The organism is Caballeronia sp. LZ028 (assembly GCF_031451415.1).
In the GTDB taxonomy this organism is placed as follows: domain Bacteria; phylum Pseudomonadota; class Gammaproteobacteria; order Burkholderiales; family Burkholderiaceae; genus Caballeronia; species Caballeronia zhejiangensis.
In genome coordinates this window covers 2480121-2506551 of sequence record NZ_JARUXN010000001.1, presented here as the reverse complement: position 1 = coordinate 2506551, position 26431 = coordinate 2480121, and the positions used below count along the sequence as shown (strand labels likewise).

General features: G+C 56.7%; 22 protein-coding genes. 8 read left to right on the top strand and 14 right to left on the bottom strand.

Going from position 1 to position 26431, the window contains the following annotated elements; translation table 11 throughout:
* Window positions 1–38: 38 nt before the first annotated feature.
* The 10 genes from QCE58_RS11885 to QCE58_RS11840 all read right to left on the bottom strand — a co-directional run bounded on the left by QCE58_RS11885 (window position 39) and on the right by QCE58_RS11840 (window position 9170).
* Window positions 39–1352 carry a dicarboxylate/amino acid:cation symporter gene (locus QCE58_RS11885; RefSeq protein WP_250521295.1) on the bottom strand — a complete coding sequence of 438 codons (1314 nt, stop codon included), beginning with the start codon at window positions 1350–1352 and terminating at the stop codon, window positions 39–41.
* A gap of 135 nt (window positions 1353–1487) precedes the next feature.
* Window positions 1488–1871: a VOC family protein gene (locus QCE58_RS11880; protein WP_250521294.1), complete on the bottom strand. Its 384-nt coding sequence runs from the start codon at window positions 1869–1871 to the stop codon at window positions 1488–1490.
* A 1-nt stretch (window position 1872) separates the two neighbouring features.
* Window positions 1873–2838 (bottom strand): hydroxymethylglutaryl-CoA lyase, encoded by a 966-nt coding sequence (locus QCE58_RS11875; RefSeq protein ID WP_250521293.1) that lies wholly within the window; start codon window positions 2836–2838, stop codon window positions 1873–1875.
* Window positions 2839–2851: 13 nt separating this feature from the next.
* Window positions 2852–4045: a CoA transferase gene (locus QCE58_RS11870; protein WP_309779577.1), complete on the bottom strand. Its 1194-nt coding sequence runs from the start codon at window positions 4043–4045 to the stop codon at window positions 2852–2854.
* Window positions 4046–4160: 115 nt separating this feature from the next.
* Window positions 4161–5066, bottom strand: a complete 906-nt coding sequence (locus tag QCE58_RS11865; RefSeq protein ID WP_250521292.1) for a LysR substrate-binding domain-containing protein — start codon at window positions 5064–5066, stop codon at window positions 4161–4163.
* A gap of 174 nt (window positions 5067–5240) precedes the next feature.
* Window positions 5241–6701: an NAD-dependent succinate-semialdehyde dehydrogenase gene (locus tag QCE58_RS11860; protein WP_250521341.1), complete on the bottom strand. Its 1461-nt coding sequence runs from the start codon at window positions 6699–6701 to the stop codon at window positions 5241–5243.
* Between the two features lie 118 nt (window positions 6702–6819).
* A complete protein-coding gene (locus QCE58_RS11855) occupies window positions 6820–7665 on the bottom strand; it encodes an alpha/beta fold hydrolase (protein ID WP_250521291.1) in 846 nt (281 codons plus the stop codon).
* A complete protein-coding gene (locus tag QCE58_RS11850) occupies window positions 7662–8060 on the bottom strand; it encodes a hypothetical protein (protein ID WP_250521290.1) in 399 nt (132 codons plus the stop codon). The genes QCE58_RS11855 and QCE58_RS11850 overlap by 4 nt, the downstream gene beginning before the upstream one ends.
* A gap of 27 nt (window positions 8061–8087) precedes the next feature.
* The gene (locus QCE58_RS11845) at window positions 8088–8615 is read right to left on the bottom strand and encodes a type II 3-dehydroquinate dehydratase (RefSeq protein WP_250521289.1); all 528 of its coding nucleotides are present in this window, start codon (window positions 8613–8615) and stop codon (window positions 8088–8090) included.
* Window positions 8616–8702: 87 nt separating this feature from the next.
* Window positions 8703–9170: a nuclear transport factor 2 family protein gene (locus QCE58_RS11840; RefSeq protein WP_250521288.1), complete on the bottom strand. Its 468-nt coding sequence runs from the start codon at window positions 9168–9170 to the stop codon at window positions 8703–8705.
* A gap of 366 nt (window positions 9171–9536) precedes the next feature.
* Here QCE58_RS11840 and QCE58_RS11835 point away from each other — a divergent pair, with 366 nt between their 5' ends.
* The 3 genes from QCE58_RS11835 to QCE58_RS11825 all read left to right on the top strand — a co-directional run bounded on the left by QCE58_RS11835 (window position 9537) and on the right by QCE58_RS11825 (window position 12144).
* Window positions 9537–10214, top strand: coding sequence for a GntR family transcriptional regulator (locus tag QCE58_RS11835; protein ID WP_250521287.1), 678 nt, complete (start codon window positions 9537–9539; stop codon window positions 10212–10214).
* 44 nt (window positions 10215–10258) lie between these two features.
* The gene (locus tag QCE58_RS11830) at window positions 10259–10669 is read left to right on the top strand and encodes a carboxymuconolactone decarboxylase family protein (protein WP_250521286.1); all 411 of its coding nucleotides are present in this window, start codon (window positions 10259–10261) and stop codon (window positions 10667–10669) included.
* Window positions 10670–10761: 92 nt separating this feature from the next.
* Window positions 10762–12144 (top strand): MFS transporter, encoded by a 1383-nt coding sequence (locus QCE58_RS11825; protein ID WP_250521285.1) that lies wholly within the window; start codon window positions 10762–10764, stop codon window positions 12142–12144.
* A 167-nt stretch (window positions 12145–12311) separates the two neighbouring features.
* On the opposite strand, the gene QCE58_RS11820 is transcribed toward QCE58_RS11825, so the two are convergent.
* Window positions 12312–13301 (bottom strand): D-2-hydroxyacid dehydrogenase, encoded by a 990-nt coding sequence (locus QCE58_RS11820; protein ID WP_250521340.1) that lies wholly within the window; start codon window positions 13299–13301, stop codon window positions 12312–12314.
* A gap of 348 nt (window positions 13302–13649) precedes the next feature.
* Here QCE58_RS11820 and QCE58_RS11815 point away from each other — a divergent pair, with 348 nt between their 5' ends.
* The 4 genes from QCE58_RS11815 to QCE58_RS11800 all read left to right on the top strand — a co-directional run bounded on the left by QCE58_RS11815 (window position 13650) and on the right by QCE58_RS11800 (window position 18561).
* Window positions 13650–15428: an L-lactate permease gene (locus tag QCE58_RS11815; RefSeq protein WP_250521284.1), complete on the top strand. Its 1779-nt coding sequence runs from the start codon at window positions 13650–13652 to the stop codon at window positions 15426–15428.
* A gap of 35 nt (window positions 15429–15463) precedes the next feature.
* A complete protein-coding gene (locus tag QCE58_RS11810) occupies window positions 15464–16642 on the top strand; it encodes a CaiB/BaiF CoA-transferase family protein (RefSeq protein WP_250521283.1) in 1179 nt (392 codons plus the stop codon).
* Window positions 16639–17586, top strand: coding sequence for a CoA ester lyase (locus QCE58_RS11805; RefSeq protein ID WP_250521282.1), 948 nt, complete (start codon window positions 16639–16641; stop codon window positions 17584–17586). The genes QCE58_RS11810 and QCE58_RS11805 overlap by 4 nt, the downstream gene beginning before the upstream one ends.
* A gap of 63 nt (window positions 17587–17649) precedes the next feature.
* Window positions 17650–18561: a LysR substrate-binding domain-containing protein gene (locus tag QCE58_RS11800; RefSeq protein WP_250521281.1), complete on the top strand. Its 912-nt coding sequence runs from the start codon at window positions 17650–17652 to the stop codon at window positions 18559–18561.
* A 1154-nt stretch (window positions 18562–19715) separates the two neighbouring features.
* Here QCE58_RS11800 and QCE58_RS11795 read toward each other — a convergent pair.
* Window positions 19716–20519 (bottom strand): H-NS histone family protein, encoded by an 804-nt coding sequence (locus QCE58_RS11795; protein ID WP_250521280.1) that lies wholly within the window; start codon window positions 20517–20519, stop codon window positions 19716–19718.
* 535 nt (window positions 20520–21054) lie between these two features.
* Here QCE58_RS11795 and QCE58_RS11790 point away from each other — a divergent pair.
* Window positions 21055–21768 carry a ParA family protein gene (locus QCE58_RS11790; RefSeq protein ID WP_250521279.1) on the top strand — a complete coding sequence of 238 codons (714 nt, stop codon included), beginning with the start codon at window positions 21055–21057 and terminating at the stop codon, window positions 21766–21768.
* A gap of 523 nt (window positions 21769–22291) precedes the next feature.
* Here the strand turns inward: QCE58_RS11790 and QCE58_RS11785 are convergent.
* Window positions 22292–23788: a S8 family serine peptidase gene (locus QCE58_RS11785; protein WP_250521278.1), complete on the bottom strand. Its 1497-nt coding sequence runs from the start codon at window positions 23786–23788 to the stop codon at window positions 22292–22294.
* Between the two features lie 24 nt (window positions 23789–23812).
* Window positions 23813–26425, bottom strand: a complete 2613-nt coding sequence (locus tag QCE58_RS11780; RefSeq protein ID WP_250521277.1) for a S8 family peptidase — start codon at window positions 26423–26425, stop codon at window positions 23813–23815.
* Window positions 26426–26431: the final 6 nt, after the last annotated feature.

Sequence of the window (26431 nt, the reverse complement as noted above, 5' to 3'; positions counted from 1 at the left end):
CGCGAGCACACCTTCCGATTCTGAGTATTAGCGTTCGCCTAGTCGTCCCCGGGGCCGCGAGCGAGTTCCAACTTGAACGTATCGCGGTCCAATGCTCGCTCCCATTTCGCGACCACGATGGTTGCGATGCCATTGCCGATGACATTGATGAGAGCTCCTCCTTCCGAAATGAACCTGTAGACACCGAGAACCAGAACCAGTCCTGCGACGGGAATACCTGGAACAGAGCTAAGCGTTGCTGCCAGAACGATGAAAGCTCCGCCACTGACGCTTGCTGCACCTTTAGACGTAAGTAGGAGAATGAGGAGGAGGGTAAGTTGATGCCCGATGCTGAGGGTGCTGTCGGTTGCTTGCGCAATGAAGAGGGCGAGCACAGTCATATTGATGCAACTGCCGTCCAGATTGAACGAGTAGCCGGCGGGCACAACAAGCCCGACGACCGATTTCTCGCATCCCAGGCGCTCGAGCTTCGCCATGAGCCGAGGAAGCGCAGATTCCGAGGACGACGTGCCAAGAACAATCAGCAGCTCTTCGCGGATGTAACGGAGGAATGCGATGAGGCTGAAGCCAGCCAAACGGCAGACCAGGCCGAGAATCACGAACACAAACACGAGCCCAGTGAGATAGTAGGTCAGCAGCAGATGACCGTAAGAGGCCAGCGAAATGATTCCGTACTTCCCGATGGTGAATGCGATAGCACCGAAGGCGCCGATTGGCGACACGTACATGACGATGCGGACCATGTTGAAGAACGTGTTGGCGCCTGCATCAATGACTGAGAGCAGAGGTTTGCCCCGTTCGCCGAGCATCTGCAAAGCGAAGGCGAAGATGATTGAAACGAACAGCACCTGCAGGATGTCGCCTTCGGCAAAGGCCCCGAACACAGTGGACGGAATGATGTGTGACAGGAAACCGACGACGCTCTGGTCGTGAGCAGCTTTGGTGTAAGCCGCAATCGAGGAGACGTCGAGTGTCTTCGGGTCAATGTGCATCCCGCTTCCGGGTTTCATGAGGTTGACCGCAATCAGCCCGATTGCAAGTGCAAGCGTGGTCATCACTTCGAAGTAGATGAGAGACTTCACGCCCACCCGGCCAACCGACTTGATGTCCTTCATGCTGGCAATGCCATGCACCACCGTACAAAAAATGAGCGGTGCAATCATGAGCTTAATGAGCTTTAGAAAGTTGTCTCCCAGCGGCTTCATCGCCTCGCCAATCGACGGATAAAAGTGGCCAAGAAGGATACCCAGAATGACTGCTATTAGTACCTGGATATAAAGATGTTGGTACCACCGTTTCTTGACACGGGGGCGGGCTTGTGGCTCGACGCTAGCTTCCGTTGCGATGCTCATCGCTGTCTCCTACTAGGAATATTTAACTTTGCGGGTCGGCTTATTCGCCGTTCACCGTCTTAGGACGAGTTCTGTCCCATCGGCCCAGGTATTACTGTGGGCCGAGCTGATGGGTAAATCTTTTTACTGCGCTAATCAGATAAGTTCCGAGATTTCGATGAGGTTGAGGTCTGGGTCGCGAACGTAGATGGAGCGAATTTTCTGGACCGCACCGGTACGCTCCACCGGGCCCTCCAAGATTGGCCAATTGCATTGCTTGAGATGCGAAATGACATCGTCCAACGGAACCGCAGCGATGAAGCAGAGGTCAAGCGAACCAGGTACGGGCAAATGCGCTTTGGGCTCGAACTCTGCGCCTCTGACGTGTATATTGATTTTCTGATTTCCGAATTTGAGCGCGGTGCGCCCCTCGCCGAATGTCTCGACTTGCATTTGCAGCACTTCGATGTAGAACTGCTTCGTTGCGGCGAGGTCGACGCAGGTCAACACCAGATGGTCAAGGTGGTCAATAAAGGTCATCTCACACTCCGGTGGCAAATGCGCGTTGCTCCGGGAGACCGTCATTCGACAGGCATGGCATCGTATGCAAATCGGAGCGTCGGCCAGCCTTCAGCAGTTGGCTTGGAACGTCATGGCCGATAAGGCGGGGAAGAGAACCTGATGCGGAAAGCAGTTCAGCTAGGTTCACCCCGGTGTCGTAGCCGTCGAGCTCCAACATATGCACCAGTTCTTCCGTGCATACATTGCCCGTCGCGCCGGGCGCATATGGGCAGCCGCCAAGTCCGCCCAGGGATGCGTCGAACCGGTCGACACCCGCACCGAGAGCTGCCAATGTGTTGGCAAGAGCCATACCGCGCGTGTTGTGGAAGTGCAGAGTCAGTTCGAGTTCCGGGAACTGGGCGAGCGCGGCGCTACATAGGGTGCCGACTTGTGAAGGGAAGGCCATCCCGGTCGTGTCGCAGAGAGTTACACCGTGAACGCCTTCCGCGGCGAAGCGCTCCATCCATCGGAGCACTTCAGTCTGGTCGATGTCGCCTTCCATCGGACATCCCATCGCGGTGGAAAGCGAAACGTTAATTGCTACTTTCGTCTGCTTCACGACACCGATTACGTCCCGAAGCTGGGCGAATGACTGCTCGCGACTCATGCGCAGATTCGTGCGGTTATGGCTTTCACTGACCGACATCACGAGATTAACTTCGTCCACGCCACACGACAGAGCTCGTTCAGCACCTCGGATGTTTGGGACGAGCACCGTGTAAATCACGCCTTCATGGCGCTTGATGCCATGCATGACAGCCTCGGCGTCACGCAGTGCGGGTATTGCCTTGGGAGATGTGAACGAAGTGACTTCAATCTTGGCGTACCCGCATGCGCTCAGCTGGTCAACCAGCGCGATTTTCGCGTCGGTGTCAACGAACTGCGCTTCATTCTGAAAGCCGTCGCGAGTAGCGACCTCTTGGATATAAACGCGTTTGCCTTTCATCACGGCTCCCCTCTTAGATAATGCCCCGCGAGCGCCATGCGTCTCGCGTTGCTTGGTCGATGCCAACTCGCTCCAATACGGCGTCCGTGTGCTCGCCCAGAGTTGGCGCAGCAGATTCAACCGTTCCGGGAGTCGCACTAAGCTTAGGAACGATTCCGGGAACCTGAACCGGCGTCCCATCGGGCAATTTTGTCTCGAGAATCATGTTTCGGGCGTGGTAGTGCGGGTCCTGAGCGATGTCGGCGACGTCGTAAATCTTGCCCGCGGGGATTCGCGCCTCGTTGAGCGCGGCGAGAACATCCCCGAGTGGCTGCCGGCTCGCCCATTCTCCAATAGCCGCGTCAATGCGCTCGACTTGGTTCACGCGGCCGTCGTTTTGCGCAAGAGAGGGGTCGTCCGCGAGGTCGCGACGTCCGATGACGTCCATCAGGCGTCGGAAGATGCTGTCTCCATTACCTGCGATGAGCGCATATTTGCCATCGGCACAGCGATAAGCGTTCGACGGGGCGATACCCGGCAAGCTGCTACCGGCCGGCTGGCGTACTGCGCCGAACGCGGAGAATTCGGGCAGAAGGCTCTCCATCATGTTGAAGACGGACTCGTAGAGAGCGACATCAATCATCTGCCCATCGCCACCGTTCTGGTCGCGATGACGAAGTGCCAGGAGGATGCCGATTACGCCGTGCAGCGCGGAAAGGGAGTCGCCGATGGAAACCCCGACGCGAACGGGCGTACGACCCGGCTCACCGCTGAGGTGGCGTAAGCCGCCCATTGCTTCTGCCACAACGCCAAACCCCGGTCGGTCACGGTAAGGACCACTCTGACCATATCCCGATACCCGCAGCATGACCAGACGCGGATTAAGGGCATGGAGTTCGTCCCAGCTCATCCCCCATCCCTCAAGCGTTCCCGGGCGGAAGTTTTCGATGAGCACGTCGCTCTCGGCAATGAGCTTGCGAGCGACTTCTTGCCCTTCTGCCGAGCGAAGGTCGAGTGTCAAAGATTCTTTGTTGCGGGACTGAGCAGCCCACCAGACAGACGTTCCTTCGTGAAGCAGCCGCCACTTGCGCAGCGGGTCACCGGTTCCTGGCGGCTCAATCTTGGTCACATGAGCGCCGAATTCGGCCAGCATTTTTCCTGCAAAAGGACCAGCGATGAGCTGACCCATCTCCAGCACGCGAATGCCTTCGAGCGGCTTTTTCGTCACGGTTGTCTCCTATGAAACGTCGTTTAACCGATGCTTCACTGTGCGACAATCTGTGAGAACTGAAAATCGATGAATTTTCAAGGACCCTTTCCGAGTTGGAAAGGGTCCCCGGGCGCTACGCGTGGGTGCGCCCGGCCATGAAGTTGAAGAGGCGTGCTGCTTCCGGTGACAGCGCATCGACCGAGCGAGCACCAATGAACAGCGTTCTATCCGCCCAATCGTCCAAGAGTCGAACTTGACGCAGCCCGGCGGCGAGGATTTCGTTTCGGACCGCCGCCTCCGGCAGAACTCCGATGCCCAGTCCTTGCTCAATCATGCGGCATATCCCGTCGAAGCTGCTGACCTGGATGCGCACCTTGAGCGTGCGCTCAGCGGAGAATGCAGCGGCTAGCAACCGTGCCAGCAGAGAACTGCCTTCGTTCAGGCCGACGTACTCATAGTCGAGAGTATCGACGAACGATACGCTCTGCTCGGTTGCGAGGGGATGATTATTGGGGACGAGAAGCACGAGTTTGTCGCAACGGTAAACAGCCTTCTCGATACCCAAGGCTGGAACATTGTCGGCAAAGATGCCGATGTCGGCCTCGCCGCCTCGTACTGCCCCGATGATGTCTCCACTCAGGCGCTCTTCAAGTGAAATCTTGACGCTAGGGTTGTCGGCGAGAAACATACGAACGTCGCGTGGGAGGAACTGCACAATGGCGGATGTGTTTGCCCACATCCGTACATGGCCTCGGACTCCGGTCGCGTAGTCGCTCATCTCTGTGGCCATCCGATTGACGCGTTCAACCACCTGCCGCGCATGGGCCAACAGCCCTTTGCCTGCGCCTGTTAGCTCGACTCCACGAGGTTGCCGAAGCAGCAGTGAGCACCCCGTGCTTCGCTCCAGGTCCGCAATTCGCTTGCTTACCGCTCCCAGTGTTAGGCTCGTACGCTCAGCAGCCTTCGTCAAGCTTCCGAGTTCGGCGACTACAATGAAGAGTCGGAGCGATTGTAGGTCGTAATGGAAGTAGTTCGACATGGCGAGCGAACCGGAAACGGTCGGTGTGACGGAATCATATTTTAGCCATACACGACAACCGCCCCGGCAACCAACTCGTTGGACGGCTGCTGACGGGGCGATGAGAACCCCAGAGAAGCGCTCGTCGGAATGAGGAGCGCCAAAAGTTCGGTAAGCGGTAGCGGCCGTCTGCTGTCAGATGCCGCCCATGCACATGTACTTCAGCTCCATATATTCGTCGATTCCGTAATGGGAGCCTTCCCGGCCGAGGCCTGACTGTTTGATTCCGCCAAACGGAGCGACCTCGTTCGATATGAGACCGGTGTTGATGCCGACCATTCCGTACTCAAGCTTTTCGGCTACTCGCCATACCCGTCCAACATCGCGAGTATAGAAATACGATGCCAGCCCATACTCCGTATCGTTCGCAAGCCCGATGACCTCCTCCTCTGATGTGAAGCGGAACAAAGGCGCCAACGGACCAAAAGTTTCATCCCGCGCAACAAGCATCGACCGCGACGCATCGGCGATGACCGTAGGTTCGAAGAAGCTACGTCCGAGGCTGTGGCGATTTCCGCCGACGAGGATTTTTCCGCCGTTCGAAACCGCGTCGCTAATGTGGGCCTCGACTTTGCGCACAGCAGCTTCGTTAATCAGAGGGCCAACAATCGAGTCAGCATCTGTCCCGGGGCCGACCTTCAATGCGCGAACGGCTGCAGAAAGACGTTCCGCGAAATCGTCGTAGACTTTGTCGTGCACGTAAAAGCGGTTGGTGCAAACGCAAGTCTGGCCCGAGTTCCTATATTTCGAGGCGACTGCGCCTATCACCGCTTCGTCGAGGTCAGCATCTTCGAATACGATGAATGGCGCGTTTCCTCCGAGCTCAAGCGAGAGCTTCTTGATAGTCGGTGCGCTTTGCGCCATCAGCAAGCTCCCAACCCGTGTGGACCCCGTAAAAGAGAGCTTCCGCACCATCGGGTTCCGAGTCAACTCTTCGCCGATTTCGACAGGGTCCCCGGTAACAACACTGAGCACGCCGCTCGGAACGCCCGCGCGCTCTGCGAGCACGGCCAGCGCGAGGGCGGTAAGCGGTGTCGCTTCCGCAGGTTTGACCACTATCGTGCAGCCCGCGGCTAGCGCTGGGCCGACCTTGCGCGTAATCATCGCCGCAGGGAAATTCCATGGAGTGATTGCAGCGCAGACGCCGATGGGTTCCTTTGTAATAACGAGCCGTTTGTCGCCGGCGATAGTCGGAATCACATCGCCATTCGTGCGCTTTGCTTCCTCGCCGAACCACTCGATGAAGGACGCTGCATACTGAATCTCTCCCTTCGCCTCCGCGAGAGGCTTTCCTTGCTCGGTCGTCAGGATTAGGGCGAGGTCATCGATGTTCGAAATCAGTGAGTCGTACCACTTCCGAAGCACCACGCCACGCTGCTTCCCTGTAAGGGCTCGCCATGCGGGCCAAGCAACATTCGCGGCTTCGACGGCTCGACTAACGTCGCTTCGGCCCATCTTGGGCACGGTGCAGACGACTGCGCCCGTCGCGGGATTGATGACCGAAAAAGTTTCCCCATTCGAGGCACCTTGCCATGTGCCGTCAATGAAGCATAGGTCCCGCAGCAGGGACGGGTCGCGAAGTGTGATTGGGTTCATAGCTATCAGAATGCTCGCGAAGCGTCGCAAAAACAAAGCGATGTAGGAAAAGGTCAGCGTAGTGCGGCGATACATGTGGCGCGGTTCGCGGCGCGCTGTATGTCTCGCGGTACTTGCGTTACGGAAGACTGCTCAGTTCGTCGAGGGCTGGCATCAGATACTCGCGACACAAAGGATAATTCTCCGAGATTGGAAAATGCCCGATGTCCTTCATCCGGCCACCCTTCGCTCCGGGAATGGCTTTGATGGTTGCCTCAGTTTCGTCCGCGGAACACGCGTAATCGAACTCGCCCGTGAAGAGATACACTGGGCAGCGCTTTGTGTCGATTTCGGCCTCACGCCCTCGAAGGTCAAGCCCGGAACTGTAGAAGTAGGTGTCACCTCTGTAGACTCCTGGGCCGCCTTGGGCGTAAATCCACCACACCTCCTTGCGTGCCGACAAGGGACTTTGCGGTGCCATTAAGGGGTACGTCCAGGACGGTACCGACTGATTGCTGTTTATATCCGGTGCCAACGGCCAATCTTGGAATCGTCCTTGGACATGGGCGGCTCCCGAGAAGCCAATGACACCGCCCAGCTCGTCTCCGTGGAGCCTTGCTAGTTCCAAGACAAGTGAGCCCGCCATGGAGCAGCCAATGACGATAGGCCGAACGAGGCCAAGCGAGCGTATTACCGTCATCACAGTTTCGACGTATAACTCGGATGACAGCAGGTATTCCTCGGTCCACCAGCCTTCGGGCGGCAACGATTTGCCATGCCATGGCAGGTCAAACGCGATGACCCGGAAGCGCGACAGCACCGCCTCATCGGTCTGAAAGTGACGGTACTGGCGAGAGTCGGCGCCGGCCGTGTGAAGGCAGACCACAGGCTGACCAGCTCCCGATTCTTCAAAGTAGATTCGGTTTGGACGACCCGCGATGTCGACAGTAATGTACCGCCCGGCGATTGGTTCAACGTTGGTCATTTTGATGCCTCTGGTTGCACGCCGCACGTCCTCATTAAATCGAGCACAATGGTAAGCACGCGCAGATTCTGAATTAGTGCATGTCTGCCCGAAGCGATACTGAAGTCGTCGCAACGACGGTCCATCGCAAGTACGTGGTGATGATGAGGAGGCGGAAAGGGCTTCAGGAACTCGCACCAAACCCGGGTCGAGCCCTCTAGTTCCACAATCGCTTCGCCCGCTGCCACATCAGCGGGCGACAAGGTCGCCGCGTGAACCCGGTACGCTTTTTTCTCGCCGTCAACGGTGATGACGAAGGTCACGTCGGTCCAGCGGGACGTCTGTTTGAACTCAGGGTCGCTGCTGACACGAGCGAGCCATTCTTTCTCTCGAAAGAGCTTAGATAATTCAGTCATGGCGCTAATCTCGGGTGCGCAACCAGCTCACGCCTGCTTGCCGAGGAAATCCTCATCATCAATTGCCGAAACGAGTCCAATCAAGGCGGCCAAATAGCTGTGGTGACGCAGGCCCATAGACATTCCCGTGGCGGAGCGGGTGAAGTTTGACTCCCACGGGCCGCCCGGGAGACCACGGCCAGACCACGGGGGAGCAGAAATATTCGAGAAGTGCACTTCAATCCAGGGCTTGCCGGTCTCTTCGAGGGCGTGCCGCGTCGGTTCGCCGGTTTTAGTCAGGCCCGCCGGATTCAGAATGTACGCGTCAGCGTGAGCAGCTGTTCGGTGGATTTCATCGAGAAGGTAGCCTTCGTGATTGGACGCGAAAGCTTCGACCGTCACGCCCAGCTTTTCGCCAACTTCCTTAACGAAGCTTTGAAGAGCGTCGATTGAAGCGATAGGCCCGTAGACACGCTTGTTGCGGTTGCCCAGGTTCGGCATGTTGGGGCCGTCGAGAAGGACGATGTGAAGCGGGCGGGTTCCAGCGCGGTTCCAGCTAAACGAATTAGTTGCCATAGTCGTACACGGTTCAAGTTGTTAAGTTGGCGGGATGGAAAGCTTTAAAGAAGCTACAGGGCGCTCAAGCGCGTGAAGCGAATGCGCTTACTTCGCCTTGCCCTTGTACAGCACCATCGATTGCGACGGAGCGTCATACTGCATCGTCGGCTTATGCATGCGGTTTGCGATTTTCCATTCGCCGTTGACCTTCACGAGTTGGTCCACATAGTCGATGGTCCGCACCTGGACTCGTCCGAAACCCTCGTCGCCAGCGTGCAGCGTCGCGGTGACGATGCTGTGAGCAACTGCTTTGTCTCCGTCGACCTTGATTCGGGCATTACCAAGCGCGTGGATGGTGGCGTTATACGCGGCCATCCGGTGAAGCCATTCGGCAACTCCTTTGCCGCCCTTCAGTTCGTGCGGCTCGTTGTTGTAGTGCGACACGGCATCTTCAGTGAAACAGTTTGCGATGGCGTCGTAGTCCTTGTCGTCCAACGAGCCCAGATAGTCCTCCAGGACCTCGCGGATGCGCATGCGTTCAAGAAGTTGTTGGTCCGATGTAGCAGCAGACATGTGCGTCTCCGATTTTGCGTGTTGATGGAAAGCCGGCCACGAAGTAGCTTGCGTGCAATGTACGACAATCGAAGCGGTGGGTAAATGAAAAAGACGCTAGAAGCGTGTCACTCACGGCATGAAACAATAGAAATGTCTTTCGGCATCTGACATATGCCATTGTTTTTAAGCGGGTTTATGCGAGGGACCATCTGGAGATAAGGGATTTCCCGGGTATTGATTGCACGGCTATTGTTGTCATACAATCCGCCCATTGAAAGCACGAACAGACGGCTCGCACACGCGCCGGGCGCCAATTCCCAGATAGAATTGCTCTTCGCTGGCAGACTTTGTACGACAGACGTGAGGGGCGGAGTGAGAGAGAACTTGGAAGAGAACGAAGAGGTCGTGGCGTCGACGCGAACTCGACTGACGTTAGGAATTCGTGCCGCCATCGGCCGGGGCGAACTCCGAGCGGGCTCGCGCCTGAGCGAGCGAGAGTTGTGTGAGCGGTATGGCGTAAGCCGTACCGTTGTGCGCGAAGCTCTGCGCCAGTTGGAGGCAGAAGGGTTCGTCAACATGGAAGCTCATCGGGGCGCGATTGTCTCGGAGATTTCGTTTGACCGCGCTGAGCATTTGTTCGAAATCAGAGGCGCGCTTGAGTCGCTGGCCTGCGAGTTATGCGCCGCGAAGGCGACAATCGAGCAGAAGAGGAAGGTTGCCGATGCAGTGGGTCGAATCGAACGTGCCATAAACGGCGGAACGCTCGATGAAATCCTTGTCACAAAGAACCAGTTCTATGAAGCGCTTCTTTCCGGCGCGGGCAATCCCGAGCTCACCACGGCGCTTCGATTGCTGCACGCAAGAATTCAACAGCTGCGCCGATATTCGCTTTCGGCGGATAAGCGGCTGCCGCAAAGCTTGAGGGAGATACAGGCAATCTGCAACGCGATTATCGCGGGCGATGCAGAGGGCGCTTCGCGCGCAGCCAAGTATCACGTATCTCAAGCACGCTTTGCGGCGTTACCGCAAATTTTCAAGCAACAGTATGGCGGGCTCGTTTGAGCTCAGAACCTTCAACTCACCACTTGCTCAAAGGAGCTTACCGAATGGCTGAAACTAACGAAGCGCTGGACTACATCAACGAGATGGCGCGCGTGCGCGGCTACGTTCTGCCGTATCACAAGCGCATGGCCGCCGCCGATATGGACGCGCTCAAGGCTGCGAATAACCTCGTTGCAGCCTGTTATACCGACCAGCGACGTCTTTCGAAGGAAACCAAAGAACTCATTTTCATCACGAGTCTGACAGTCCTTCGCGCGACTCCCGGGCAAATTGCAGCGCATATCCGGGTCGCGCTCGACTTGGGCGTCTCTAAGGAAGAGATTCTGGAAGCTATCGAAATCACGTTGCCGGAATGCGGCGTCGTCACGTTCCAGCATGGTTTCGAGGTCTGGGCAGATGTCTGCGGCATCAAGGGAATCGAGCCGACGGTCTCTGTACACGACGGTAGCAAGTAAAACGCGTGAGCGTCTTGTTCCGATGCCTCTCGTCAAAATTGAGGACTACTTGGAACATGTCGCAGGAAACAATTTGGAGGAGACTAGCGATTATGAATCCAGCGATTCCGAAGCAAACGCCCGGTGACGTCGGGGAAGACGCGGCCGTGGGCCGCCGAGAGGCAAAACCGCGGACAGCGGAGGAGGCGCAGCTCATCTCGAAGGTGCTCCGTCACGTCATCCCACTGTCGGTCATTGGGCTGTTTGTATCGTTCATCGACCGAACGAACATCTCGGTAGCTGGTCCGGATATGGAGCATGCAATCGGGTTGACTCCTGAGACATTCGGCTTGGCATCCGGCCTGTTTTTCATCGCGTATCTCATCTTCGAGATTCCGTCGAATCTAGCGCTGAAGAAATACGGTGCAAAGGTGTGGATTGCGCGAATCATGATTACCTGGGGCTTGGTATGTGTCGCGACAGCCTTAGTGAAGACGCCGGCATCGCTGTATGTCATGCGCTTGCTCTTGGGCCTGGCTGAGTCAGGCTTTTACCCTGGGATATTGTTCTATCTCGGCCTCTTCGTTCCGGCGCGTGAGCTGACGAAGGCTTACGCACTGTATCAACTCGGAATCCCTATCTCACTTGCGCTTGGAAGCATGCTTACGGCGGCGATTCTTCTCATGGACGGGTTCCTTGGCGTCGCCGGCTGGCAATGGGTGTTCATATTGGAGGGAGGCCTCGCCGTCGTCGTAGGCGTCATCTGCTATATCGTGATGGCAAGTCATCCAGGCTCTGCGAAGTGGCTAACGAAGGTTGAAGCTGCAGCTCTCAATGAGTTGGTCAATCGAGACAGGAAAGCAGATGACGACGAGGATGCGCATGGAATGAAAGCGGTCAGCCTTGTCTTCCGAAACAAGCAGGTCTGGTACTACTCGGTGGTCTACACGTTCATGATGCTGGGCTTCTATTCGGTGACGTACTGGCTACCGCAGATAATCAAGCACAAGTTTTCGCTTACAAACGTCCAGTCGGGTCTTCTTGCAAGCATTCCTTGGTTGACGGCGACAGTCGCCTTGTTCGTCGTGTCTTGGTATGTCAGTAAGCACGGGCATCGCGCACGGGTGTTGACAATTGTGTTGGTTACATGCGCAGTAGGGATGCTCGCATCCAGTCTGTCGTCAAATGCAGCGGTTGCGTTCGCCGGCTTGTGTCTCGGAGCTTGTATTCAAGCAGCCGTCCCATTGCTCTACAGCTTTCCATCACAGCATTTTCCCGGTGCAAAGGGAGCCGTAGCACTGGCATTGGTGAACTCAATCGGCCAAATCGGCGGGTTCTTCGGCCCGTATATTCTAGGAATTCTTCGAGGTGCGACTGGGTCTGATACTACCGGGTTGCTCCTCCTCGGCTCGTCGTTCCTACTCGCGGCGCTTATGTCATTGGGCCTTTCGCGGCAGCTTCGGAAATCCCCTGCCTATGTGGCTGGTATCGAATGAGTTTAGAAGGTCGGGGGATTGCCCCGACCTACTCGAATAAGCCCGCGCGGATGTGGGTAAAAGGACAGCGCATTCTGCCGGACTCTTCGCACGAAGGGGCCGGCATTGACATTACCGTGACCCGCGCTGACTACACAACGATGCATTGAGCAACTATGAGGGAAGCGTTACGGGCGGACCTGTGAGCCTACGATGTTCCGCGGTGTCCGCTGAACGAATGCAGTCACGTTATCCAAGAGTTGGTCAGCGAGAGACTGTATAGCCTCCTCGCTGGCCCAAGCGACGTGCGGTGTAAGTGTAAAAGCGGGATGATTCAGTATCTCGTTGAACGGATGGTCGACCGGCAACGGTTCTTGCGTAACGACATCAAATCCAGCCCCAGAAATCTGGTTGGTCTTCAGTGCTCGAACGAGTGCGTCTTCGTTGACGAGACCGCCACGCGCCGTATTGATGAGAAGCGGGCGTCGCTTCATCTTCGCGAACTCTGCGTCGCCGATAAGGTCCCGTGTTGCGTCGATGAGCGGACAATGAAGCGAGATGATGTCCGACTCTTCCAAGACTCTCTCGAAAGGGGTGTACAACGCACCCATATCGTCGCGACCCTTGAACGCAGAAAAGAGCACGTTCAGTCCCAACGCGCGCCCAATATCAGCGGTCGCCTTCCCAAGCGCGCCATCTCCAATGATGCCGAGTGTTGAACCGGCCAAGTCCTTGATTGGGTAGTCAAAGAAGCAGAACTGCCCGCATTCCTGCCAACGACCTGCTTGAACGGCAGAGCGATATGCCGCAAGGCTTCGACGCAGCCCAAAAATCAATGCAAAAGTGTGTTCGGGCACCGTATGTACCGCGTAGTTGCGGACGTTGGTCACCGCAATGCCGAGCTTGTCGCACGTGAGAAGGCTCACATTATCCGTCCCGGTCGCCGCAATCGCGATGAGTCGAAGGTTTCTGGCCTGCTCGAGAGCCTCGGCGCTCAACGTCACCTTGTTCGTAATTACGATATCGGCGTCGCGGATTCGCTCTGCCACCTCGTCTGGACTCGTCGCGTCATGCACCGTGAGAGCGTGACTGAATGGCAATTCCTTGAGGATTGTTACGGGAGGAATCGTCGAGCGGTCGAGAAAGACCACGCGCAGGGGGGAGGACGGTAAGGACATGTTCAGTGAAAGAAGCTTCGATGTGTTCGAGACGATGTACTCAAAATTCGAATCCAACCAGGCAGGCTCGCGACCGCCCCTTTTAGGCAGAAGTGAGAAGCTGACGTGAGTCCCTTTCGAGATACAGGAGGATGGCCAGTACGCACGGTCGCTCCAACGAAGTACTACGTCGCGACTGACCCGGCGCCACAGTAGCGACCGCTTCAACTTAGTGTCAACGGGGCTGCTACGGACATAGACGCCATCTATACCCCGTAGTCGAAAACAGTATTTCATGTCGGTCGTGGTTCTTGAGTACATTCGAAACACACAGCAGAAGAAGCCTCGACGTCAGGCACGGAGACACTCATGTATCAACAAATCTACAGCCCGCTCGGGCATTCTATTGGCGCGTCTGCCGCTGTTGCGGCACTTCCGCTTGCAGTCCTGTTCATCCTTCTAGGCGTCTTCAAAGTCCAAGCACGATGGGCTGCCCTTTGCGCGCTCGTATGTTCGTTGGCAGTTGCGACAGTCGTCTATCACATGCCCTACGCACAAGCCGGTAGCACGGCGGCTTTGGGTGCGTCGACGGGATTCTTCCCCATTATCTGGATTGGTATCAACGCAATCTGGGTCTTCAGGCTCACGCAGGCGAGCGGGCATGACGTAGTGCTGCGAAACTGCCTTTCCCAAGTCAGTCCGGACACTCGCGTGCAGGCCGTGCTTATCGCTTTCTGCTTCGGTGGTCTCCTCGAGTCCCTGGCTGGGGGCGGGGCGCCGGTCGCGATTTGTGCAGTGATGTTGATTGCGGTCGGATTGGACCCAGTGAAAGCGGCCGCAATCTGCCTTCTGGCGGATACGAGCCCGGTGGCATTCGGCTCGTTGGGGCTACCTATTTCGATGCTGTCCAAGGTTACCAGCCTGCCGGTCGAATCGCTCAGCATGATGGTAGGCCGTCAGACACCACTCCTGGCGTTGTTTGTGCCGCTGATTCTTATTGGTGTCGCGGACGGCAAGCGTGGCGTGAAGGAGGTGTGGCCGTTGGCGCTTGTGGCCGGAGCCGTGTTCGCAACAGCACAGTGCATTGGTTCGACGTTCCTGCCTCTTGAACTTGTCGACATCGTTTCGGCTCTTTCTGCGACCTGTGCTGCGCTGTTGTTTTTGAAAGTCTGGCAGCCCAATTCAGCGATGCGATTCGATAGCAAGACGCAATTTACGACCGCAAAGACCATCGGCGGTGCGTCCTCGTGGGCCACTCCGGCGATGGCAACTGGTGTTCCGGCGATGGCCGCGTCGGCTGTTGGCGTCCGAGTCGACTCGCGACTCAACAAGGAGGAGGCGGCTACAGGTCGCGCGAGCGTGGGCAGCTCAAACGGAACCGTCGCCGCCGCCGCAACCTATCCGACGCACAGCGCATTGGAGATTCTTCGGGCGCTGGCACCATACATGGTCATTATTGGACTTGTTGCTCTCATGCAGGTGAAGTGGATTGGACATGCATTCGCCTCTGCAACGTCCAGCTTCGACTGGCCTCTGCTTGACATCACGACGGCAAGCGGAAAGCATGTGAACACGAAAGCCAAGTTTGAATGGCTGGCTTCTGCTGGGTCGATTGTCTTGTTGGCGGGTCTCATTGTTGGCCCGATTCTCGGCCTCTCTTTCAAGCAATCTCTGTCCGCTTACAAGGCGACACTGCATCAACTGCGCTGGGCGGTATTCACGGTCTGTTGTGTCGTCGGTGTAGCGTACGTGATGAATTATTCGGGCCAAGTTATTACGCTCGGTATTTTTGCGGCCAATGCTGGACCTGCATTTGCGTTCGTCTCGCCGGTGTTGGGCTGGATTGCAACGGCGCTGACGGGGTCGGACACGTCTGCAAACGCGCTGTTCGGCGTGCTGCAAACGACTACGGCGCAGCACACTGGACTGTCGCCCATCTTGCTCGCAGCCGCGAACTCCTCAGGCGGTGTCGTTGGGAAAGCAATCTCACCGCAAAACTTGGCAATCGCAGCGGTCGCTGTGGGAATGGCTGGAAAGGAAGGGTTGCTCTTCCGACGCGTCTTCGGTTGGACACTCCTCATGATTGCCGGCATGAGCATCCTCGTATATCTGCAGTCCACGAGCGTCCTTGGCTGGATGGTTCCGTGAGTCATTGCGCCATGGACTCTTTCAGGAAATTGACTATGACTTACCCACTCGACGATATCCTTGTAGTTTCGATTGAACAGGCGATTGCCGCGCCGTTGGCCAGCCGTCATCTCGCCGATTGGGGCGCACGGGTCATCAAGATTGAGCGCCCTGAAGTAGGCGACTTTGCGCGGCAATACGACACGGTGATGGACGGGCAATCCAGCCAGTTCATCTGGGCAAATCGCTCGAAAGAAAGCCTCGCCATCGACATCAAGACCGAAGAGGGCAAGGAGGCGCTCGAAGAGCTTCTCAACCGGGCGGATGTGTTCATTCAGAACCTCGCCCCCGGAGCAGCCGTGCGCCAAGGTCTCGACGCAAAAAGCATTGTAAGCCGCCATCCGAAAATCATTGCCTGCGATATCTCGGGATACGGTTCTACTGGCCCGTACCAAAAGAAGAAAGCCTATGACCTGTTGGTCCAATGCGAGGCCGGGTTTTTGTCCATCAACGGCACGCCCGAGACGCCCGCGAAGTGCGGCCTTTCGATTGTCGATATTGCAACGGGTATGTATGCGTTGAACGGCATCCTGATGGGCCTACATCAGCGAGACAAGACTGGCAAAGGCATGGCTTTCGAGGTGTCACTGTTCGACTCCATAACCGAATGGATGAGCTATCCGGCGTACTACACGCGCGCAACGCAGAAGCCAATGCCGCGGACCGGCGCTCGTCACGCGACCATTGCCCCCTATGGTCCGTTCAAAGTGGGTGATGGCAGCACCGTTTTTTTCGGGATTCAGAACGAGCGAGAATGGAAGAATTTCTGCAACGTCGTCCTGCTGGATGGAGGTGTCGCAGTTGATGCTCGATTTACGTCCAATTCACTTCGGCTCAAAAATCGCGCGGAACTCGAAGTGGTAATTGAGACGTACTTTTCGAACCTGAGTTCCGAGGCCGTCGTCGAGCGCTTAGATGAAGCGGCAATCGCCAACGGACGCATGAACGATGTGGACGGGCTAATCAACCATGTACAGGTTTTGGAGCGTGGACGTCTTCGCCCCGTGGAGACGGAAGCAGGCTCGCACGACCTTTTTCTTCCCCCTGTCATCATCCCTGGTGTCGAGCCTGTGATGGGCAAAGTTCCTGCGGTTGGTGAGCACAACGAGAAAATTCTGGCAGAGTTGGGATTGTCCTCGAAAGAGCCGACCGGCGAAGCCGTGGAGAAAGCATGAGTAAGCCTGAACTTCAAACGTCGATGCGCTTGGTTCGCTCGGTTCTCGCCGTACCTGGGCATCGGTATAAGATGGTGCAATCGGCGGCGGCAAGCGCGGCCGACGGAGTGTTCATTGACTTGGAAGATGCAGTACCTCCGAGCGAAAAGGCGGAGGCCCTTGAGGGTGCCGTCAAGGCACTCAACGAGTTGGACTGGGGACGGAAGGTCGTCACGGTACGGGTCAACTCGTTCGATGGGAAGCTCGTCGAAGACGAAATCAAGACCTTGAAAGGTGCCGCGCGTCTGGACACGATTCTGATTCCGAAGGTGGAGTGTGTCGATACGCTGCGTCAAGCTGAAGATTTGATTGAGAACGAAGCGAGTGGTTGTAAAGACCTGTGGCTCGAAGCGCTCATCGAAACGGCAGGTGGTCTTGCCAACGTTGAGACGATTGCCGCCGCCCGTGGCCGTTTGGTCGGGCTCCACTTCGGTGTCGGAGACTTCTCCGCATCAATCGGTGCGCGGAACGTCGAAGTAGGCGGAACGCACGCAGGTTATGCGGTAACGCGCCGAGACGATGTCGGAAATTACGTATCAGTAACCCAGGACCTCTGGAGCTACCCGATGATGCGCATCTTGGTTGCAGCACGTGCAAACGGACTGCGCGCGGTGGATGGTCCCTTTGGTGGATTTCGCGACTTGGTGCTTACGCGTTCAATGGCACTCAAAGCAGCGGCGATGGGATTTGACGGGAAGCAGGTCATTCATCCGGCGCAGATTGAGGTCACACGGGCGGCGTTTACGCCGACGACTGAAGAGGTTAGCCAAGCTCGGGCGATGGTGAGCGCGATGGAAGAGGCTGAGGCACAAGGCTTGGCTGCTGTATCTGTCAACGGCAAGATGGTCGACTATGCCAATCTGCGGATGGCACGCCGCATTCTGCTGATGGCCGAAACTAAATGATACGTGTTGGTCTTCGAGAGTGCGAAGTGTATTCTGGCGCTCTCTGGGTCATCTGCTCTCGTCATGGACGTCAAGCAATTGCGATACTTCGCGGCCGTAGTTGAGGCCGGCAGCCTCTCGAAGGCAGCACTGAAGCTGGCCATATCTCAGCCGTCATTGAGCCACTTGATTGCGACGATGGAAGAGGACGTCGGCGTTGAGCTCCTCTTGCGAAGTCCATCCGGTGTGCGGCCAACAGATTCGGGCACCACGCTGTACCGCCACGCGAAAACGATTTTGAGACAGTTTGACCAGATGCGGGACGAGGTCTCTCTCGGATGCAACAACGAGGTCGGTCGCGTCGCCGTTGGGCTGCCTACGAGTGTAGCCGCAGTCATAGCGCCGAAGCTTTTCGCAGAGCTGCGAGAAAAATCGCCAGGGATTCAGCTTGAGTTGTTTGAAAGCATGAGCGGATATCTAGTAGAGTTGCTCGCAAATGGCCGGCTCGATATGGGCGTGCTTTTCCGCGACATTGAGACGACTGGAATCACTGTGCTCCCTCTTATCAACGAGAACCTTTCGCTCTACGGGCTTTCGAAAATTGGAAGGAGAAAATCTGCGACGGTTCGTCTCCGAGACCTCGACGGCATACCGCTCGTTCTCCCGACGCAATCCAGCGGGCTGCGGTTGCTTGTCGAAAGAGTATTTGCCCGAGAGGGGGTAGGACTGAACGCAGTCGGCGACATTGATTCCCTTCCCACGATGCTTGCAGTCGCCGCACAGGGAAATGTGGGGACCATCCTTTCGAGCGCTCTCGGAAAGCTTCCTATCGCTACGATGCCATATCGTACGATTGTCGAGCCCGAGTTAGCACGCACAATTAGCCTCTGCATTCCAAACGCAATACCGCAAAATGCGGCGTCGCGGGCTGTACAAAGAACAATCGAGCGCTTGATTCAAGAGCACTCGGCACTATGGAAACAAGACACGACGTGAAGCACATGTTTTCTTATTCGCGCTCTTCGGAGATTGACGCTGGACTAGCGAGCCCACTGGTCCGGACCAGTCGCCTCGTCGATACGAAATTTCTGAACAGGGCGACTCGTTGAAACGTAACCAACGTCTGTCACCGGCTACTGCGAATCTGATACTCACCCGCTGTCATCTCGCATTAGAAGCTTTTGGAGTCGGGAAAGCTTCAGCCGGAATGGGTTTAACGCTCTTGGAAGTTATTGCTGTTTCGAATCTCCTTTCAAGCTCAGAGTCGAGTTCCGAGTACAGGGCAATTGCAGTCGCGGCTAAACGCGCGATGGGAATCTCCATCAATTCTGGCGCATCGACGGGCGTATGGGTGCTTCGACCGGATGAGTTCGACGCGATGTGTAACCTTGTCAAGGTCTTCGAGGCACAACTTGATGCGGCGTCTGGCGCCGAAATCCAGCGAGCCTTCGAGCGAGCCGTGGACCTGCTTGAAGTAACTCATCGACGCCGCGTGAGATGAATGGTATGTCTAACCAGGAAAAGTCAATGATGAACGTAGGAAACAAAGGTGCGGTTGAGCAAGAGCCCGCAGATAGTGCTGGGCCAGCCGCGCATGATGTTTATGCCCAGAACGAGGCGGGGGCTTCCTCTGAGACGCCGAATTGGCCTTGGTTGACGAGCTGTCAGAGGTTCGACTGGATGGATGTTCACGTTCCATCATCAACCGCCATTAAATTGCCGCTGCTGCACGGCACGCGATTCGCTACAGATTCTGTCAATACCCTTGTCAGCACGCCGCGTTAGTAATCGCTATTCCCTTCTCTCAGGGACAAGCTTCGTTCGAAGCTTGTCCTTTTGGCGCCATGACGTGGCGCCGTTTTTTTTGGGAGTCGTGTTGCCGGGATTAAGGCGTTGTTCTCTGCCGCATTCCATCGACTCCTTTCGTACCGTCAACTCAAACTCATGCAAGGCTGGAATGCTGCTCAGCGGACGAAGAATCAGAATGCATGACGCGGCGCCGCCTCTGCGGCGACCGCACTCTAGCAAATCGCCGAATCAGGATTCGCACTGAGTTTGTCTTGCTCATCTCTACATGGTATGGATTCATCCAGCCACTGAGCGGGCGTTTTTTCTGAAGAAGCGCCGGAGCCTGCGGCTAGCCCTCAATCTCAGGCGGACACGATGGTCGCTGCTTCAGGTATAGGCACTGTTGCTGCTGTCGTGGTTGTCCCTGTCGCTCTGCGAGCAGAAGCCTTCTTTGCAGCGACGGTTGACTTTGCCGAAGCCTTCGTCGCGGCCTTCTTCACGCCTGCAGACTTCTTGGATGCCACCGTCTTCTTGGCGCCAACCTTCTTGGTCGCAGCGCGGACCTTCGGTGCGGCTTTCGACGGGCTCGATTCGTGAGTCGCCGACGAATCTGCCGGAGCGGACGATACCTGTTCAATCAAAAGCTTGGTCCGGTTTTTGGCAGAGGCCAGCCACCCAGGCGCTGGACCACGACCGCTCCATGTAGCTCCGGACTTGGGGTCTCGAAATTTTGCTGGCAACGCACCCTTTGATTGCATTTTACGAACCGGGGTTTTGCCGCCGGACGCGCCGAACGTCTTTGTTGAAGACGCGGTACTGGTGCCCTCGATGAGGAATTTCGTACGGTCTTTCACGTCTTTAATCCAAGCCGGCGGTCGAGCATGCCCGCTCCAAGTCTCGCCGGTTTTGGGGTTTTGATACTTTGCTGGCAATTTTCCTTTGGTAGCGATTGGTGCCTTGGTGCCGCGGCTGGCGGCAGTGCGAACGTTGGCCTTGGCGTCTCTTTTTGCTTTTGCTCTGGCTTCGATGTCCGCGGTGGTTAAGCCGTGCTTCAACATCAACTTGCGAATCTGGTCGACTGCGGCTTGTGCGTTCTTGGCGAGAATGGCTTCCGCTTGTGCTTGCAACCTCTTCATTCGCGCCTGGATTTGTTCTAGTGTCGCCATGGTCTTCTCCGTGTGGTAGCACAAGGAACTATGACACAGCATTCTTGAAAAGAGTACCGAAACACCTTCGCTTGTATCGGAAGCTCAATCAGGTAAATCCCGGGGGCGAGGAGACTTTTGAGGAGCGTGATACGGGAACGGGGCAGCCACAAAAAAGCGGGCGGCGAAAATTCAACTTCCATAAATCGACACGCGGCGAAGGAGGCTGGCTGGCTCAAAGCCGGACGCACACCCAACGGCAATCAGACCAGCCTTCTTAGCTCAAAGATTATTTGCCGGCATCAGCCTCGCACTTTTTCATGAACGACGTTTTGGCAGCACCCGCGAGCGGCTTTCCGTCTTTTCCAACCGCTTTGCTCGCACACGAAGTGGAGACATTGCTCTTGTTGCCAGCTTCGCATTTCTTGATAAAAGTGGCAACGGAGGACTGCTCGGATGTTCATACCGTATGGCCATTTCGCAGGCATCTCAACAGAGTTGTAAAGGCGGACTCTCGGCAGCATACTGTTCTACGGTCACCGCGGAGGATGCTGAAATGCCAGTCTTGGTCATTGCGAACACGAAAGGCGGCGTCGGCCGAACAACGCTTGCCGTTGAGCTTGCTGTCGGTTTGGAGTTTCGTCGGGGAGGGCAGGTCGTCCTTGCAGACTTGTGTCAGCAACAAGCCGTTCGGCATTGGTGGCAGGACCGGTCTGCGCCGACGCCGCAACTCCTTGAAGAGAGCAGTGCAGACGGCCTGCGGCGCTGGCTGACGGGGGACGCCATGTCCGGTGGGGCGTGGCTCGTGGTCGACACTCCCTCGCACTATCCCGATGTGACCGCCGCGGCTATAGCGTTGGCTGATTTCGTACTTATTCCTGTACGAGACTGCGGTATGGAACTGCCCGGCGCGATTGACACTGCTAAGGAGTGCGCACGTCTGAATAAGCGGTTTGCCTTCGTGCTAACAAGAGTCGACACGAGCAGTGAAACGCTCCTATGGGTGCTCCAACTCATGAAACATGGCCCCATTCTCGAGGCTTATGTCAGGCACCTTCAAGAGTTCTGCCGGCTCGACAGAGCAGGACTGTCTGTGTTCGACCTCGGCGGGGGCAAAGCGGCACGAGATGACATGCTTTGGGTAGTCGAATGCCTACTCGACGAATTTCCGGCAGAGAAACGTTTTGCGCTCAAGGCTGAAAGCGACAGAGACATTCGAACGTACCGACGTTGGGCACAGCGTTCGTCGCATATGTTCTGCGAACAGTAGTCCGTTATGACTCGCTCGAGGTCGGAACCCGCAGCCATTGCAATTTGCAATTTGTGCGCATATTCAGATGAAATCGGGACCGTGGCTACACCGAGCAGTTCCGACGACTCGCCGCGTACCTCGTTCAGAGGGCGCCTTGCAGTCAAACTTGGCCAGACGTATCCAGTTCGTCGTCAAAGGCTCACACGCTTCGAGGAGTTGCTCGACCGGAAAGGTAGCTGCGTCAGCGAGCCTCGACACTTTACGGATTCGCCAATCAGGATAAATGGCCTGCCGATTGACAGGCTCTCCTTGGAAGACGTGCGACGTCAAGCGAGCTTGTAGGTTCGCTGCTTGCTGGCTACCCATTGATTGGACTTTTTGACGTCTGCCAACAGGGTATCACCAGACCCATCTACCTCAACTACTACAGCTTTCGAGGGGCGGATAGCAAGGACACGTGCGCTGGCGTGCTCGCATATCGAACGAAGCTCCTCCTGCGGTATGTCTCCAGGCCCCCTGAAGACAAGAACAAAACGACTTGTCATGTTACTCCACCCATGTGAGGCAGACCTCTACCTACGTCAGAGGTGCCAAAGCCGAGCAAATTGCACTGGTCGTATAGCAAAGCCTTCAAGTCCGCCAAGCGCGCTTGCGAACGCGTCCGTCCCCTCAGTAGTGGCGAAGATTCCAATAGCTTGGCGGCAAGTCCAGACACCACCGGGCAAGCCATCGACGTCCCGTCCAGTGCGGCATAGCCTTTCGTGCCAATGGTCGAAATGACGGCCACGCCCGGTGCTGCAAGATTCACCGCTCCCCAATTCGAAAAATTTGGGACAAAGTCATCCGTATCACTGCCAATAGCCCGCGCTTGGTGCGCCGAGTGTTCAGAATTCGCGGGGAAGGTCCCTCTACGACCCAAAGCGGCTACTGAAATCACGCTTGAATACACGGCCGGGTACTGAGGAACGTTGCTCCCCTCATTCCCAGATGCTGCCACAACCAATATTCCGGCAGCCTCGGCGTCTTCAATGGCTGCGCGAAGGACGTCATCCTCGGCCTCTTGTCCAAGACTCAGGTTAATCACGTCGACCCCGGCATCGATGGCAGCCTTGATTCCCTCATACACGTAGGTCGTGTCAGTTGTCGCAGAATCGCGTTCGAACACTCGAACGCTAATCAGCTCAGCATTGGGCGCCAAGCCTCGTGAAACGCCATTTGCTCCGATAATTCCAGCAACGTGCGTACCGTGCCCAGTCCCATTGTCACCAAGGTCATCTTCCTCGTCAGCCTGAGTGAACGACGTGCGCTCGGACACATTCGGGAGGTCGCAATGCGCGTCGATTCCCGTATCAATGACCGCAACTTTGATTCTCGGCTCCTCCTTTTGGCAAACGTCGGGCTCGAGTGCTTGAGAGCAATGGTACTTCAAGCAATCGGCTGCTGCCGGCGTCACGCTCTTCAACGTAAAAATTATGGGCTTGGTCGATGTCAGGCCGCGCCTCATTTCTGCCCAGTAGTCCGAGAATGGGGCAACCCGGATGTATTCAGCGCATCCGCTCGCTGAGTCAAAAGTGACGCGGCCACGTTCATTTGTGACGCTCGAGAAAGGCTTAGCCATACCGGGCTCCTTCAATACCACGGTGACGCCAGCTAACGGGTTACCTTCAGCGTCGCACACCTTGATTTTGAATGCCTTGCCGGGAATGGCGTTAATGCCACTGAAGTTGAAAGGCGCACTCGTCATCAGGACCTTGTCGATATCGACCGCGGCCAGACGATATCTGCGAACAGGATGAAGGGGAACTTTCGGATTGGCTGCCTCGAACGCGCCTACCTGCGTGTCAGTGAGCTCAAGAACCGCCAACCCATCGTCGAGCGCCGAAGCGGTAACAGGAATCTGTGCGCCTCGCGGAAACGCCTTTTGCAGCAAGGACTGGAGAACCGCTGACTTGCGACCCGATTGGGCGAATGGACCCACGAACTCCTTTTCTCCGATGGTTCGCGGCATGACGATATATTTTTTGCTATTTTCAGACATGTGCTTGACTTCCGACTATTTCGTTTACTTTGCTTGCGGGCGAATGCGCATCGCCGCGCGAATATCGTTCAGACGCACGGCCGACGTCGCCACCAATTCCTGTGCGAGGTCACCGTACACGTTGGCGGTGCAGCTCGGGTCGGAGATAGTCAACACGACCGCGAACGGGATGCCGTCCTTAGGGAACTCAGCCTGGTCTCGCAGGACGTAGTTGACGCACAGTCGCCATTCTGCCGACCGGCCGGTGCCCTTGAAGTTGCCCTCGAGCACCTTAACCGGACTCCACTTCAATCCGTCAACGAGCAACGCGGCTTCGCGAGAAGTTCTCTTGAGGCCGTGTGCATGTACCGGCTTCGCACGTCCTTGCCATCCAGCGCTAGATGCGTCTTCTTCGTCAGAAGCATCGTCTTCATCGTCGTCAGGTGCGGCCTTGGCGTTTGTCTTGCGCTGACGAAGTGCCAACTCGAGGTTGATGCGCGCGACTTCCGCTCCGTATTTGAAATCAAGAGGAGGGGAGTAAACGAGCGTGAGGCGTGCAAGACCGCGACACCGGCCTTCGTCGTCGACCAGTTCCTTGGGCCAACGGAAGTCGATGATGGTGTTCTCGTCGACCTGCAGATTGTCGTGGACCACGACGCCGAAAGTGTGCCGGTCCAGCGCAAGCGATTGGTGACTCGCACGGGGGTAGCCGAAACCAATCAGGCTTCTGCCGATGCGGCGGGCCTGCTGGCTCTGGAAAGGCTTCTCAAAGTATGTGTTATGCAAAAAGAGCGCTTGCACGACCTCACGAGGTGCTACTCCCGTCAGCTCCATATCGAGAGCGGCAAGGGTCTTGGCAACCAAGGGAGCGGCCATGCTCGTGCCCTTTACGGAGGCGAGCATGCCGTGTTCGGAGACGCTCGAGAGCCCCGAGACGTCGTCCTTTCCGTCAGCGCCCCCGATGTGACAAACATCAGGCTTGACGGAGCCTCGCACACCCGGGCCGCGCCGGCTATAGCACGCGGGCACGTCCGGGAGGCAGTCCTTGACGCCAGCGCCGTTCATTGCGCCCACTGAAATGTTCAGCAGGGAATCTGCCGGCCCCCAAAGCGTGTCAGATTTGCTCTCAATCAGCTGTGAGGCCGCCACGGTGATGCGCTTATCCCACTCCGGCCGCTTATCTTCATCGTGCGTGTTGCCTGCCGAGATGACGAAGAAAACGTCGTGCTCGCGTGCAATCTTGTCGAGGCGCGTCGCCTCCTCGCTGAATCCGCTGTGTATGACGTCTTCCTTGTTGTTCAGACTGAAATTGAAGACACGTACACCGTGCTCCCTACGGCAAATCTTCACGACACGCTCAAGTTCGTCCATGAAGCGGGCGGAACCGTTGCCGTAGTGCTTGCCGAAGTGGTCGTCCTTCGCATGAAGCGCGACATCAATCAGCCAGCAACCATCGTCCTCGAAGCGAAGCCCGTAGCCGGGGTTAAAGTGCCGTGCGCCGACAAGGAGGCCCGCGATGTTGGTCGCATGGTCGAGGTCTCGATGACTGACGGGAATCCTCCCGTACTTGCCTAACACCCATTTATCGAACTTGTCGGAGATGCCACCATCCACGACCGCGACCATTGGATACACAGCATCATCGTCGGGTTCAGGGATGTCCGCCGGGGTGACCGAGATAACAGTCGATTTGCGCTGCACCTTTTGCGGGAGAGCCGACGCATCGAGCGAACTTGACCGGTCGTTGGAGAGGATGCTCGGGACCGAGACCGTGCGGACGTTTGGATGTTCGCCAAGCAGCTCAAGAAGTCGGTGATGCGAATCGTCCGAGTAGTCACCGTCCACAATCAAGTGCTCGCTGAATTTCGCAAGCTCGGAGACGCTGTGGAAAACGGCAAAGCCGGGCGAATCGGTAAGCCCGACATACGCCTTGTTGATAGTCGGGACAGAGTCGTCGAGGACGACATACACGCCCAGCGTCTGCGCAAGATGCTTCAACGAGCGAACGAACGACTCCGCCGGGGTGTCCCGAAGCGCCTTGCTTTCGCGCCCCTCTTCATGCCGTTCGAGAGCGATTGATATGGGGTCGAAAAGACGCACCGCGTACATCGGCGCAAGGCCCGTCCTTGCGAACCTTCCAACCGCATATTCCGAGTCAGGCAGGCGCCGGTCAGCGGCGGACCACAAGCGAAGACCTTCAAGTGCACCTACTTCGGAGCGCTCACGATTAGGATTGACCACCAAATGACCTTTGTTGTCGGTGCGTCGAGACGTGGCCTCGTCGGCGCGGCCGACGCTTTCAAGTATTCGGCCCAACCCGGCAACGTCCGTGCGGACAATAAGCTCGCCAATATCGTCGCCGCCGACGACGGGCGCATTATCGGGCGTAAAAAGCTTCTTAACCGGACGATGGGTTTTTGCCCATGCGTTCTCTTGAAGCCGAACTTTCACAAAACCTGACGAGCAAAATCGCGCGGCATTTTGCCGCAACTGGCTTTGAATGGTTTTCAGGCTTGACGTCACTTCTGCTCGAAGCTCGGCAAATGCCGCATCGCGGTCGGCAAAGAAATCGGTTTTCTTGCCACCTACGTTGGTCTTGCGCGCTTGACGCAAGACCTTCGGATTTTGCACGTAAAGGAGCGGATATTCCCCGGCCATCACTTT